The sequence below is a fragment of the Collinsella sp. BG-O-102 genome, assembly GCF_023656745.1.
Classification (GTDB): Bacteria; Actinomycetota; Coriobacteriia; order Coriobacteriales; family Coriobacteriaceae; genus Collinsella.
Genome location: NZ_JAMOKO010000012.1, coordinates 40227 through 53776, shown reverse-complemented (window position 1 = coordinate 53776; position 13550 = coordinate 40227). Strand labels below are relative to the sequence as shown.

16 protein-coding genes are annotated in these 13550 nt (G+C 58.5%); all 16 read left to right on the top strand.

Features of this window, described 5'->3' with window-relative positions:
* Positions 1-240: 240 nt before the first annotated feature.
* The 16 genes from NBH09_RS07305 to NBH09_RS07230 all read left to right on the top strand — a co-directional run bounded on the left by NBH09_RS07305 (position 241) and on the right by NBH09_RS07230 (position 13399).
* Complete coding sequence (locus NBH09_RS07305) at positions 241-729, top strand: hypothetical protein (RefSeq protein ID WP_250787565.1); 489 nt, start codon at positions 241-243, stop codon at positions 727-729.
* Positions 730-767: 38 nt separating this feature from the next.
* Entirely contained in the window at positions 768-1535 is a 768-nt protein-coding gene (locus tag NBH09_RS07300; RefSeq protein WP_196022646.1) for a GntR family transcriptional regulator, read from the top strand.
* Entirely contained in the window at positions 1520-2233 is a 714-nt protein-coding gene (locus tag NBH09_RS07295; RefSeq protein WP_250787564.1) for a GntR family transcriptional regulator, read from the top strand. Before NBH09_RS07300 ends, NBH09_RS07295 begins: the two co-directional genes overlap by 16 nt.
* 193 nt (positions 2234-2426) lie before the next feature.
* Positions 2427-3542 (top strand): SIS domain-containing protein, encoded by a 1116-nt coding sequence (locus NBH09_RS07290; protein WP_250787563.1) that lies wholly within the window; start codon positions 2427-2429, stop codon positions 3540-3542.
* Between the two features lie 60 nt (positions 3543-3602).
* Complete coding sequence (locus NBH09_RS07285; protein ID WP_250787561.1) at positions 3603-4664, top strand: SIS domain-containing protein; 1062 nt, start codon at positions 3603-3605, stop codon at positions 4662-4664.
* Positions 4665-4710: 46 nt separating this feature from the next.
* Complete coding sequence (locus NBH09_RS07280) at positions 4711-5130, top strand: PTS sugar transporter subunit IIA (protein ID WP_138374549.1); 420 nt, start codon at positions 4711-4713, stop codon at positions 5128-5130.
* Between the two features lie 57 nt (positions 5131-5187).
* Positions 5188-5670 (top strand): PTS sugar transporter subunit IIB, encoded by a 483-nt coding sequence (locus NBH09_RS07275; protein ID WP_099432286.1) that lies wholly within the window; start codon positions 5188-5190, stop codon positions 5668-5670.
* 58 nt (positions 5671-5728) lie between these two features.
* Positions 5729-6502 (top strand): PTS mannose/fructose/sorbose/N-acetylgalactosamine transporter subunit IIC, encoded by a 774-nt coding sequence (locus NBH09_RS07270; RefSeq protein WP_138113431.1) that lies wholly within the window; start codon positions 5729-5731, stop codon positions 6500-6502.
* On the top strand, positions 6483-7316 hold the full coding sequence (locus NBH09_RS07265; RefSeq protein ID WP_250787559.1) for a PTS system mannose/fructose/sorbose family transporter subunit IID: 834 nt from the start codon (positions 6483-6485) through the stop codon (positions 7314-7316). The genes NBH09_RS07270 and NBH09_RS07265 overlap by 20 nt, the downstream gene beginning before the upstream one ends.
* Positions 7317-7407: 91 nt before the next feature.
* Positions 7408-8616 carry an MFS transporter gene (locus tag NBH09_RS07260; protein ID WP_250787557.1) on the top strand — a complete coding sequence of 403 codons (1209 nt, stop codon included), beginning with the start codon at positions 7408-7410 and terminating at the stop codon, positions 8614-8616.
* 176 nt (positions 8617-8792) lie between these two features.
* Complete coding sequence (locus NBH09_RS07255; RefSeq protein WP_250787555.1) at positions 8793-9854, top strand: SIS domain-containing protein; 1062 nt, start codon at positions 8793-8795, stop codon at positions 9852-9854.
* A gap of 94 nt (positions 9855-9948) precedes the next feature.
* Positions 9949-10365: a PTS sugar transporter subunit IIA gene (locus NBH09_RS07250; protein WP_117743676.1), complete on the top strand. Its 417-nt coding sequence runs from the start codon at positions 9949-9951 to the stop codon at positions 10363-10365.
* 17 nt (positions 10366-10382) lie between these two features.
* Positions 10383-10853: a PTS sugar transporter subunit IIB gene (locus tag NBH09_RS07245; RefSeq protein ID WP_250787553.1), complete on the top strand. Its 471-nt coding sequence runs from the start codon at positions 10383-10385 to the stop codon at positions 10851-10853.
* A gap of 8 nt (positions 10854-10861) precedes the next feature.
* Entirely contained in the window at positions 10862-11653 is a 792-nt protein-coding gene (locus NBH09_RS07240; protein WP_117564886.1) for a PTS mannose/fructose/sorbose/N-acetylgalactosamine transporter subunit IIC, read from the top strand.
* Positions 11643-12479 carry a PTS system mannose/fructose/sorbose family transporter subunit IID gene (locus tag NBH09_RS07235; protein WP_117564887.1) on the top strand — a complete coding sequence of 279 codons (837 nt, stop codon included), beginning with the start codon at positions 11643-11645 and terminating at the stop codon, positions 12477-12479. The genes NBH09_RS07240 and NBH09_RS07235 overlap by 11 nt, the downstream gene beginning before the upstream one ends.
* Before the next feature lie 83 nt (positions 12480-12562).
* Positions 12563-13399, top strand: coding sequence for a sugar phosphate isomerase/epimerase family protein (locus tag NBH09_RS07230; RefSeq protein WP_250787551.1), 837 nt, complete (start codon positions 12563-12565; stop codon positions 13397-13399).
* Positions 13400-13550: the final 151 nt, after the last annotated feature.

The window sequence follows — 13550 nt, the reverse complement described above, 5'->3', positions numbered from 1 at the left end:
GTTTGTTTGCATAGATTGCATGCGGAGTGTCCGCTATTTGCCGGCGGGGCCGGGGTGCCTGCCTTGTTTTGAAAAGTGGGCTTCGCGAACTTCTCAAAACAAGGCAGGCACCCCGGCCCTCGTCCGTAAACTCTTCCGCTGGGCGAGCCATAGACGCCGCGTACCGATACGGTAAAGTGGCGGCTTGAAATTGGTGCTATATTCAGCTTGAGTTGTTTAATGCTAGTACGGGAGGGTGATATGGGGCTGTTCAAGAAGAAAAACCCGCAGGATGCCTTTGATCCCGATGTGTTTACCATCACGGATACGATTTTGGACCCACCGCGGTTTACGTTTTTGCCGGCTATCTACCAGGATGCCACGCGCCGCAAGTGGGCCGTGCATCAGCGCGGCGGCGAGCCGAAGATTTTTGACTATGCGGATGTGTTGCAGTGCGAAGTGGCCGAGGCGGGCGATCCGGAGGCCGAGGAAGTGGCCTCAAAACAGGAATTTGCCCAGCGTATCCTGGCAAATCCTGCCAAGGCGGCGAAAATAAACGCTGCCAAGCGTAATATGTGTCTTGGTATGGGCGTTGTTGTGGCGGTTCAGACGGGAAAAGACGAGGTTTCCAAATTTGAGATTCCCGTTATGACCGACGAAGTCAAACGCGATTCAAGTCTATATAAGTCGTATCGGAATGTCGCTGAGAAGATCAAGGCCGAATTTGATGCCATGGGAGGGCTGGTCTAATTTTGGCGGCATACGTTTCTGAATGAGGAGTCTGTGCAATGGCAGGCGAATCTTATGCAATTCCCCCCAAAGATCGTGCTGTTGAGGGAATTCTTTGGTATATCCAGCACCACCAGCTTGCCGGCGGCGATCGCCTGCCGGCTGAGCGCGTGCTGTGCGAAGAGATTGGCGTTTCGCGTACGGCGTTGCGCGCCGGTATCACGCGGCTCATCTCGTGTGGAACGCTCGAGAGCCGTCGCGGATCGGGTACGTATGTGTGTCCTCCCAAGCCGCTGAATATCTTCCAGGAAACGTATAACTTTTCCGATGCTGTGCGGACTGCCGGCCTGCACCCCTCTTCTCGTCTGGTTTCCACCGGGACCATCGAGGCGGATGAGGCGCTTGCCGACAAGCTTGGGGTGGCTGTGGGCGCTCCTTTACTCCGCATGCAGCGCATTCGACTTATAGAGGGCGAGCCGGCGTCAATCGAGACCGCTCACGTTAACCTGTCCCTGTGCCCCGCGCTTCCCGAGCACGATTTTGAGTGTGAGAGCCTTTACGATGTCTTGCTCAAAGAAGGTGGCGTGCGTGTTGAGCATGGACGTGAGCATATCTCCATCTCGCGTTTGAACGCCGAAGAGGCCGAGCTGCTCCAGCAAGAAGAGGGAACGCCGGTGTTCTATGAGAGCTCGATCGAATTTGATAAGGACATGCGTTTTGTGGAGCATTGCAAATCGGTGATTTTGCCCACAAAGTTCCGCTTTGCCGATAACGGCGAAGAGAACGGCATGAGGAGCGTGGCAGGTGAACAATGGCTGAAACAGTAGATGCCACCCCGGTTTATATGCGCATTCGACGCCGCATCGAGGAACGTATCGAGCGCGGTATATATCCCACGGGTTCCATGATTCCGTCCGAAAAAGACCTTGCCGAGGAATTTGGTACGACACGCTTGACCATCCGAAGCGCTGTCGATGAGCTGGTTCGGCGCGGGCAGATTCGCCGTGTTCGGGGAAAAGGTGCCTTTGTGGCGCAGAAAGTACCTGCTTTTTTTGAACGCACGGTCGGTTTCCGTGAATCGGTCCGTGCTTCGGGCGGCGAGCCGTCCGTCCGTATTCTCGCGCGTTCCAAGCGTTATGCGGGGCCATATTACGCCGACCTGTTTGGCATCGCCGAGGACGACCTGCTCTATTCCGTTCGACGGCTGAACTGCATAAACGGTAGCCCCGTATCGATTGAGACGGCGCTGATTCCCTGCCTGCTGTTCCCAACCATCGAAGATATTGACGTGTCGGTCTTCAGTTTGTACGAGACCTATGAGATGCTGGGCCGAAAGCCAGTCATGGCACAGGAAAAGCTCGATATCGAAGCGCTGGGCGCACGAGATGCCGGCCTCCTTGGACTGGAACAGGGCGATCTTGTTTTGCTTTTGGAATGCGTGAGCTATGACGCGAGCGGTCAGGCTATCGAGTATGTAAAGTCCTTCAATCGTGGCGATACGGGCGGCTACACCTATACGTACTAGCTGGTATTTTGTGAATAACGGCTGGGAAACTAACCAGTTTTGATCGTTGGGTCAGCTGTATATACAACCTTACAGGGCTCAAAATCGACCGTTCGCCGATGGGGATAAATTAATCGACAAAGAGGTATCAAAAAGCCGTAACCTGTAACTGTGATTGGTATCAAATACTAATGATTTGTTACGAGGTGAGACGATGAAGATGCTCGATTACGTTCAGCTTGCCCATGTGCGTATGGGGGAGAACCTCGAGCGTTCGTCTGAGCTGGTAGCGCAGCTCGTTGATATTTTCCAGTCCGGTTCTTTTGACGCGCTGCGCATCGTTGCTTCGGGTTCGTCGCGCCATGCCGCCGATTGCGCCCGCGATTACCTGCAAGATGCCCTGCAAATGCAGGTGTCCGTTGTGACGCCCGAGGCCTTCGTCAATTTTGAACACACCTATCCGCAGCATGTGCTCAACATTGCCGTTTCGCAGAGTGGCTATTCGACCAATACGATTGCGGCGCTCGATTACATGCGCGCACACGATATGGCTGCAGTTGCGCTCACGGCAAACGTCGAGGCACCCATCAAGGAACACGCTGACATCGTTCTTGACTACGGTGTGGGCGTCGAGTCGGTGGACTTTGTGACTCTGGGCGTCGAGGTGCTCGTTGAGTACCTGGTGCTCTTTGGTATTTACGGCGGTCAGGCGCGCGGAACGATTGACGCCAAGGGCGTTGCCCAGCGTCTTGACGACCTGCGTGAGGCTATCCAGGCCAATGCCGTGATGTGCAAGACCGCCGAGGCATATGTCCAAGACCACATGCTCGAGCTTTCTGAGCACACGCCCGCCATGGTCGTCGGCAACGGCCCCAACTATGGCGTTGCCGAAGAGGCGGCCCTCAAGCTGAGCGAGACCATCAAGATTCCTGCCATGCATCACGAAGGCGAGGAGTTCGTCCACGGTCCCGAGATGCAGATCGTTCCGGGCTATCTGGTGTTTATCGTCGACGATCCGCAGGGGTCGGAGCGTCTTGCGAATATCGCTGATGCGCTATCGAACGTTACGACAAAAACGGTGCTGCTCACGGCCCATCCCAAGGGTAGGGCTCACGAGGTTGCGGTGCCTCAGGTGGCTCCGCTGCTCAGCGCAATTCCCAATCTTGTGTTCTTCCAGACGATTGCGGCCATGATAGCCGAGCGTCTGAAGTCATGGGACGTGCACCCGTATCTTGATGCCGTCTCCAAGCAAATGGAGGTCAAGGCAGAGGGCTACGAAGAGTCAGTCAATGCGCTTAAGGCCAAAGCGGCCGAGTGTTACGGAATGTAAGCGGGTTTTGATGCCCGTTGGCATGGGGGATGTGGAAACAACCCCAGAAAGGAGAGACAAATGAAGGAAACCGAGAAGATCGAGATCATGCATTTCGACCAGGAGGGCTATCTCGAGGACGGCAAGGCGCTCTACGAGACCGGCAAGAAGATGACCGCGCTCGCCGACAAGGTCGCCGACGAGGGCTACGACGCCGTGTTCCTGATGGGCGTCGGCGGCACCTGGGACGAGCTCATGCAGCTCGAGTACCTCATGAACAAGTTCGGCGACCGCGACCTCGAGGTCTACCTGATCCACGCCGCCGAGTGGAACGCCATGGGCCACAAGCGCATGACCGAGAAGTCCGTCGTGCTCACCGCCTCCGAGTCCGGCACCACCCCCGAGGTCCTCGAGGCCGTCAAGAAGATGAAGGGCATGGGCGTGCGCGTCTACGCCATGACCAAGCCCGAGGGCCCCATCGGCCAGGCTGTGGGTGCCGAGAACTGCGTCGCCATGGCTTCTGACCATGGTTCGGGCGGCTGCGAGAAGGGCTACTACCTCGCCGACTGCTTCGGCCTGCGCCTGCTCAACCGCCGCGGCTGCTTCCCCAAGTTCGATCTGTTTATCGAGCAGACCAAGGATATCTGGAAGGACATGCTCGACATCCGCAAGCGCTTCGAGCCGCGCGCCGAGGAGCTCGCCAAGAAGTACGCCCTGGCCCCCTACACCATGTTCATCGGCTCGGGCGCCCTGTGGGGCGAGACGATCCTGTTCTCGATGTGCATCCTCGAGGAGATGCAGTGGAAGCGCACCCGCTACATCACCTCGGCCGACTTCTTCCACGGCACCCTCGAGCTCGTGGAGCCCGGCGTCCCCGTGTTCCTGTTCATGGGCGAGGACGAGAACCGCAAGCTCGACGAGCGCGTCCGCGCCTTCCTGACCCGCGGTGTGACCGGCGACACCGACATCAACATCATCGACACCGCCGAGTTCGCGATCCCCGGCCTTGACGACGAGTTCCGCGTCATCGTCTCCCCGTGGATTCTGACGGTGCTCGTGACCGACCGCCTGGCTCGCTACTACGAGACGGTCACCAAGCACAACCTCAAGTACCGTCGCTACTATCACCAGTTCGACTACTAAAGAAAACGGGTGCGGGAACGTGCCGGGCTATTGAGGGGAACACAGAATGAGACAGTACATCATCGCCAGCCATGCGCACTTCGCTACCGGCATCAAGGAGAGCGTCGAGCTGCTCTCGGGCGCTCGCGACAACGTCCACGATCTTTCGATGTTCGTCGATGGCCGCATGGACGTGGCCGAGGAGGCCCAAAAACTGCTGGCAGGCATGTCTGCTGACGATGATGTCGTTGTCTGCACCGACCTCTTTGGCGGCAGCGTCAACAACGAGTTCACCAAGATCGTCCAGACGCGTCCCCGCACGTACCTCGTTACCAACATGAACCTTCCTCTCCTCATCCAGCTGCTGTTCTCTGACGAGTCGGCGCCGGTTGAGGAGACGATTCGCGCCATCGTCGCTGCGGACGATACGCGCGTGAAGTTTGTCAACGATCTTTTGGTCGATGGCGACGAGGAAGAAGAGTTCTAATCCGCAGCACCTACTGACACGCCGTAAGACGGCACAAGACCTTTGGGGGGTCACATTATGATTCAGCTACTTCGCGTTGACCATCGCCTGCTTCATGGCCAGGTCGCAGTTTCCTGGGTTCAGGGCCTTGGCTCCAACTGCATCTTCTGCGTGGGCGATAAGGTCGCTAACGACCCGGTGTGGAAGACGACGCTCAAGATGGGCAAGCCTGCCGGCTGCAAGCTCGTCATCAAAGATATGGAGCATGCAATCGAAGCTATCAACTCGGGCGTGACCGACAAGTACAAGATGATCATCTGTGTCGCCACTATTGCTGAGGCAAAGCAGCTTGTTGAGGGCTGCCCGCAGATCAAGTCGGTCAACCTGGGCAACACCAAGCCAAAGGACGAGAAGCGTCCCGATGCTCGTCAGGTCTCTCGTCAGATCTTCCTGACCGCGGCCGAGGAAGCCGATGTGCGCGAGATGCTGGATCGTGGCGTCGAGGTCGAGATTCGACCCCTGGCCGACGACCCCAAGGTCGACTGCGCCAGCGTGCTCTAGGCGTTCAATTTCGAAGAGTCTGAGCTCTTCGTAGTGTCCTATTAGGAAAGGGGGATATATGCTTACCCAAGCAATCCTCATCGGACTTATCGCCGCATTTGGTAAGTTCGACTGCCAGCTCGGTACGCTCTATGCGTTCCGCCCCATCGTCCTGTGCCCGCTCGTGGGCCTGGTGCTGGGGGACCTGCAGTCCGGCCTCGCGATCGGTGCGAGTCTGGAGCTGCTGTTCATGGGCTCGATCTCCATCGGCGCCTACGTGCCGCCTGATGAGACGATCGGCGGCGTGCTCGCCTGCGCCTTCGCTATCCAGCTGGGCCAGAGCACTGAGGCAGCCATCGCGCTTGCCATGCCCATCGCCACGCTGTGCCTTGCCATCAAGAACATCCTTAACGCCGCCCTGCCGATCCTGGTTGACCGCGCTGATGTCTTCTCCGGCCAGGGCAACCTTAAGGGCGTCTATGCGATGCACTTCCTGATCGGTTTGACCGGTATCATCATGGCGTTCCTGCTGTGCTCGCTGTCGTTCTATCTGGGTGCTGACGCCATCCAGGGCCTGCTCGACTTCATCCCGCCCTTTGTCCTTGCTGGCTTTGGCGTTGCCGCCAACTTCCTGCCTGCCATGGGCTTCGCCATGCTCGGCCGCCTGGTGCTCACCAAGCAGCTCGTGCCCTTCTACTTCCTGGGCTTCCTGCTGTGCTCCTACGCCAACGTGCCCGTCCTGGGCGTCGCCCTGATCGCCATCATCATCGGCATCGACAAGTTCGACCTGCTCGGCCTGGGCGGAGCCCAGCCCCAGCTCTCCGCGGAAGGGGATGAGGACGATGACTTCTAGTCCCGAGAACAAGATCACGCGCTCCGACCTCATCAAGAGCGCCGTCAACGTCGGCGCCCTGGGCATGGAGTTCTCCTGGACCTACTACAAGCAGATGAACATCGCCTTCTGCCTGATGGTCGCCAACATGCTCAAGAAGATCTACGCCGGCCGCCCCGACGACTACGCCGCGGCCCTGCACCGCCACTGCGCGTTCTTCAACATCACCGTCCAGTTCGCTCCGTTCGTCGGCGGCATCGCGATGGCCATGGAGGAGAAGGTCGCCCGCGGCGAGATCGAGCCCGAGAGCGTCAACGACGTCAAGGCCGCCCTCATGGGCCCGCTGTCCGGCATCGGCGACTCCATCTTCCTGTCGACGCTGCGCGTGGTCGCCGCCGCGGTGGGCATCAGCCTGTGCCAGGCCGGCAACCCCTTCGGCCCCATCGCCTTCCTGCTCATCTACAACGTCCCCGGCTTCGCGCTGCGCATCTGGGGCGCCGTCAAGGGCTACGAGCTGGGCGTGGGCTTCCTGGACGAGGCCCAGAGGACCGGCCTCATGCAGAAGATCATGACCTGCGTGGGAATCGTGGGCGTCATGGTCGTGGGCGCCATGTGCAAGGACATGTTCTGGGCCAGCATCCCGGTGGCCATCGGCTCGGGCGAGGACGCCCAGACCCTCCAGGACATCCTGGACGGCATCATGCCCGGCATGCTCGGCATGATCGCCTTCTGGCTGTACTACTGGCTGCTGTCCAAGAAGATCAACCCCATGGTGCTGATCGTGGCCACCATGGTCGTGGGCATCATCGGCGCGTTCTTCGGCGTGCTGGCGTAAGGGCCCGGCTGCATAGATTTTCATTGCAACCTGGAAAGGGGATGGAGCAGGTCTATGCCCTCCATCCCCTTTTTGTATAGAAGGAGTTCGTATGTTCGCGAAGGATCGCGAAGCAATGCGCCTGACGCCGGCAGAGGTCAGGCTGATTCTTATTGAGTCCCTGCAGTGGTGCGCCAACAACGCGGTCTACTTTTTGGGGCTTATCGGTGCGGCCACGTATGATCTGGCCGGCACGGCCTTTTTGGTTGCCGCCATTACGCTCATGCGCAATCTTATGACGTCGGTGGGCAATATGGTGTCGGGATCGGTCATCGACCGCTTTGGGCCGCGTCGGACGTCGTTTGTGACGTGCGTGATTACGGCGGTGCTTTCGCTTGGCGTGGGGTTGGCGCCGTTGTCTGTCCCCGGGCTTGTGTTTGCCGCGTGCGTCTTGGGACTTGCGGGCGGCTTTATCAACACCTGCACGCATGCGTTTCCGGGATATCTAGAGTCGACCACCGAGGGCCGTACCCGCGTGAACGGTCTCATGGTGTTTTACAGCAATATCGCCTATACCGCTGGCCCGCTGCTCGGTGGTGCCATCGTGAGCTGTTTTGCCACGCAATCGGTCTATCTGCTCATGGCGGGCATGATGGGTGCGGCGGCCGTGCTCTCTTTGGGCTGTCACGAGCGTGTTGCTCCCCCAAAAGGGGAGAAGCCGAAGGGAGGTATTCTGGGCGGCATGGCCGAGGGTGCGCGATTTACGTTTCGCGACCACGACCTGCGTCTCATCTTTATCTCGGGATTTTTGGGTTTCTTTGCGTTTGGCGCGTTCGATTCGCTGGAGTCGTTGTTCTATCGCGATGTGCTCAACGTGGATATCGTCTGGCTGGGCTGGCTGTCCTCGGTCGTGGGCCTCACTTCCTCGGTGGGTGCGTTCATCCTGACCAAGCTTTCTGCTCGCCATGTCAACCTGCGATTGCTGCTCGGCGCGCTCATGGCCGTGGGCATTGGGTCCATGGTGTACGTGGGCACCGATATGCTGGGGGTCGCGATTATCGGTCAGGCGATTAACGGTCTGGCCTGGGGGTTCCTGGAACCACTGCAGATGATCTTGATTCAGGAGCGTGCCGACATCAAATACCTGGGGCGTATTACCGGCTTTGTGCGTTTTGGCCTGATGAGCGCCGGCGTGGTGCCGCTGCTGGCGGCTCCGTTTTTGGCGGAGGCTTTGGGCGTTCAGGCGGTGCTGTTTGGGGCATCGACCATTATTGCGCTGGTGGGAACGCTGTTCTTTGTCACGCAAGGGAGGCACCAGTAGCGTTAGCTATACATCAAATTGTAATTTAATACCACTCACCAGAGAATTTCGACCGTTCACCGAGGATTGGAACAGATTGAAAAGTGGTATTAAAAACACGTTAGGTGTATGTCTATAATTGGTATCGAAAAGAAACGCGATGTATAGATTCGCGTGCAGGACAGAAAGGAAAAGCCATGAAGGAAACCGAGAAGATCGAGATCATGCACTTTAGCCAGGAGGGCTACGTCGAGGACGGCAAGAACGTCTATGAGACCGGCAAGAAGATGACCGCGCTCGCCGACAAGGTCGCCGACGAGGGCTACGACGCCGTGTTCCTGATGGGCGTCGGCGGCACCTGGGACGAGCTCATGCAGCTCGAGTACCTCATGAACAAGTTCGGCGACCGCGACCTCGAGGTCTACCTGATCCACGCCGCCGAGTGGAACGTCATGGGCCACAAGCGCATGACCGAGAAGTCCGTCGTGATCACCGCCTCCGAGTCCGGCACCACCCCCGAGGTCCTCGAGGCCGTCAAGAAGATGAAGGACATGGGCGTGCGCGTCTACGCCATGACCAAGCCCGAGGGCCCCATCGGCCAGGCTGTCGGCGCCGAGAACTGCGTCAAGATGGCTTCCGATCACGGTAACGGCGGCTGCGAGATGGGCTACTACCTCGCCGACTGCTTCGGCCTGCGCCTGCTCAACCGCCGCGGCTGCTTCCCCAAGTTCGACAAGTTTATTGAGCAGACCAAGGATGTTTGGACCCACCTGGTCGACATCCGCAAGAGCTTCGAGCCGCGCGCCGAGGAGCTCGCCAAGAAGTATGCCCTGGCCCCCTACACCATGTTCATCGGCTCGGGCGCCCTGTGGGGCGAGACGATCCTGTTCTCGATGTGCATCCTCGAGGAGATGCAGTGGAAGCGCACCCGCTACATCACCTCGGCCGACTTCTTCCACGGCACCCTCGAGCTCGTGGAGCCCGGCGTCCCCGTGTTCCTGTTCATGGGCGAGGACGAGAACCGCAAGCTCGACGAGCGCGTCCGCGCCTTCCTGACCCGCGGTGTGACCGGCGACACCGACATCAACATCATCGACACCGCCGAGTTCGCGATCCCCGGCCTTGACGACGAGTTCCGCGTCATCGTCTCCCCGTGGATTCTCTCCTCGCTGATCACCGATCGCCTTGCCGCTTACTACGAGACGGTCACCAAGCACAACCTCAACTACCGTCGTTACTATCACCAGTTCGACTACTAATCGGTGACAAATAAGCTACTGATCAAGAAGCACCCTGCCCGGGCGCATGCGTCCGGGCATTTTTATGCCGAAATTCGCAAGAAAGGGGAATCGAATGAGGCAGTTTATCGTTGCATCCCATGCCCATTTTGCGTCTGGAATCGTCGAGAGCATTGGACTGCTTTCCGGCGAGCGCGAAAACGTCCATGCGCTCTCTATGTATGTCGACGGAAACGAGGACCTGACCAAAGAGGCCGCAGCGATTCTGGACGGCTTTGCCGCGGACGATGAGGTCGTTGTTTGCACCGACCTCTTTGGCGGCAGTGTCAACAACGAGTTCACCAAGATCGTCCAGACGCGTCCCAACACGCACCTCGTGACCAATATGAACCTGCCGCTCCTTATTCAGCTGCTGTTCGTGCCCGAATCCACCCCGATCGATGAGGCCATCCGCCAGATCGTCGAGGCGGACGACACCAAGGTCAAGTACGTCAACGACCTGCTGGGGCAGGCCGAACTCGATGAGTTTTAACCACTAGGGAGCACATCATGATTCAGATGATTCGTGTAGATTATCGACTGCTTCACGGCCAGGTTGCCGTTAGCTGGACCTCGGCTCTGGGTGCCGACTGCATCCTGCTGGTGAGCGACACGGTCCTCAATGACAAGCTTCGTCTGCAGGCCCTGTCCCTTGCAAAGCCGGAGGGCTGCAAGGTCGTTGTCAAAAACACCGAGGACGCCGTCAAGGCGCTCCAGAGCGGTGTGACCGACAAGTACAAGCTCTTCGTGGTTTGCGAGACGATCCAGCAGGCCGGTGCCGTCGCCAAGGCGATGGAGGTCAAGAAGATCAACCTCGGCAACGTTGCCTTTAGCGAGGATGCCCGCCAGGTCTCGACGAGCGTGTTCCTTACGCCCGAAAACGAGGCATATGTCAAAGAGCTGCTCAGCGAAGGCTACGAGCTGTTCATTCAGATGATTCCGGCAGATGCGAAGACTGACGCCGCGAAGGTCATCGGTTAGGGGCCGTCATGGTTATCAAGACAATCCTGATTTTCCTTATTGCCCTTTTGGGTTATTCCGAGTGGCTGACGGGCACGAGCTACCTCCAGCGCCCGATCGTGCTCGGACCTCTGGTTGGCCTTGTCATGGGCGACATGGTGACCGGCACGATCATGGGCGCCACGATGGAGCTTGCCATGGTCGGCGCCATCTCGGTCGGCGCCTATAACCCGCCCGATACGATTTCCGGCACTATCCTGGGCGTATCTCTTGCCATGCAGGCCGGCGCGGACGCTTCGGCGGCCCTGACCCTGGGTATTCCTATCGCCACGATCGTCCTGGCGCTCGACACGGCCCTGGGCCAACCGGTCATGCTGCTGCTGGTGCACCGTATCGACAAAAACGTCGAGGACGGAGACACCAAGGCCATCACGCGCAACATGCTCATCGCCGGTTACGCGCAGAGCTGGTGCGGCCTGCTGATTATTCCCCTGGCATTCTTCTTTGGTGCCGATGCTGTTGCCAGCCTGCTCAACATCATCCCCGATTTCGTTCAGACCGGCATGGATGTCGCCGCCGCCTTCTTGCCCGCACTCGGCTTTGCGATGCTGGCGCAGATGATTATGAACAAAACAGTGGCTCCGTTCTTCTTCGCTGGCTTCTTCCTCGTCGCCTACTTTGGCATTAGCACGACGGGCGTGGCGATCTTTGCCGCGATCATCGTCGTCGCGATGACGGTTTTGGGTGATAAGAAAAAAGCGGAGCAGCCCGCAGCGGCAACCGAGGATCCTGCGATTGGGAGTGGGTTCGATGAGTTTTAAGTTTGAGTCTTCTTACGACGGGCTGATTTCCCGCGCAGACCTTAAGAAGCTGTTCTGGCGCTCGATTCCCTATGAGCATTCCTGGAACTACGAGCGTATGGGCCATATCGGCTTTATGTGGGCCCTTATGCCGATCCTTCGCAAGCTGTATCCGCAGGATGCGGACTTTAAGGCCGCCCTTAAGCGCCATATGGAGCTCTATAACGTCACGCCGTACATCTCGACGCTTCCCATGTCCATCGCCGCTGCAATGGAGGAGGTCAACGCTACTGACGATAGCTTTGACACGAGCGCGATCTCTAATGTCAAGCTTGCTTTGATGGGGCCGCTGTCCGGCGTGGGCGATGCTTTCTACTGGGGCACGCTGCGAATTTTGGCAACGGGTGTCGGCACGTCGCTGGCGCTGCAGGGCTCTATTCTTGGCCCGATTTTGTTCCTGCTCGTGTTCAACGTTCCTCACTACATCATCCGTTACCTGCTGACGTTTGTGGGATATCGCTTTGGCTCGGACATGATCAGCAAGGTCCAGGAATCGGGCATTATGGACACGATCGTCAAGATGGCCTCTATCATGGGCGCCATGGTGATCGGTGCTATGACCATGGAGATGGTCACCGTGGACATTCCGCTCATGGTCGGTGCGGGCGATGGTGCTCAGACGCTCGCCGAGCTGCTCAACGGAATCTTCCCGGGCTTTGTCACGATGGGGCTGTTTGGAATTGTCTATCTCATGCTCAAGAAGAAGATGAATCCGCTGCTCATCATGCTTGTGATCCTGCTCGTGAGTATCGCTGGCGCGTTCTTTGGAGTGCTTGGTGTCCAGTAGGGTATCCGTCATAATGAAAACAATGTAAGAGGGGGCGTCGCGCACGCTGTGCTGCGGCGCCCTTTTGCCGAAAGGTGGACAAGATGGAGTATCCGCAGCTTGCCGTTATGAATATCAGCCATCGCTACTTTAGTCTTGAAGAGTTCTTTTCTTCGGCGGCGGCCTCGGGCTACACGTGCTGCGAACTTTGGACGGGGGCGATGCACCTGTATGTGGACTGCCATGGTTACGATTCGCTCGAGCAGGTGCGTGAGCTGTCACAGCGGTATGGGGTTCGGATTGTGGGGCTTTGTCCCGAACAGAACAACCCCAAGCCGTGGAATATCGCGGCGCGCGGGAATGAGGCGCGTGCCCGCACGCTCGCGTACTTTAAGAACGTTGTAGATATCGCGGCGGAACTTGGAGCCGAGCAGGTCATGGTCTCGAGCGGCTGGGCATTTTTGAACGAGCCGATCGAGGACGCGTGGGGTCGCAGCGCCTCGATGCTGCGTGCGATTGCCGAGCATGCGGGAGAGCGCGGCGTGCGACTGGTGCTCGAGGCCCTGCAGCCAGTTGAGTCGATGATCGTGAACTCGGCGGCCGACACGAAGCGCATGATCGAGGCAGTTGATCATCCGGCACTTAAGGCATGTCTGGATATGGGCGCCATGGCGGTGGCGGGGGATACCATCGACGATTATTTCGATCTGCTTGGCGATGATGTCGCCCACGTGCATTTTGTCGATGTTGCGGCAGATGGCACGACGCATCTTGCCTGGGGTGACGGCGACCGCGATATGCGCGCCGACCTGGATAGGCTGGTGGCGCGCGGCTATCGCGGAGTTGTTTCGGCCGAGACCTATGACGGGCGCTATTTTGCCGACCCCGCAGCTGCCGATGCGCAGGTAATGGCAGAGTATCGTCGTGCGATTGGCGCCTAGGTGGGGTCGGGCTGCGGCAACCTACCCTATGTTTCCAAATGAATACGGTGTGAGCGGCTGCGACGTATTTTCCCCGCAAGCACTCTAGTATGCTAAAGTACCCAGAAGACCGGCGGAGCTATGCCGGTCTTCTGTTCTATGCGAAGCACAG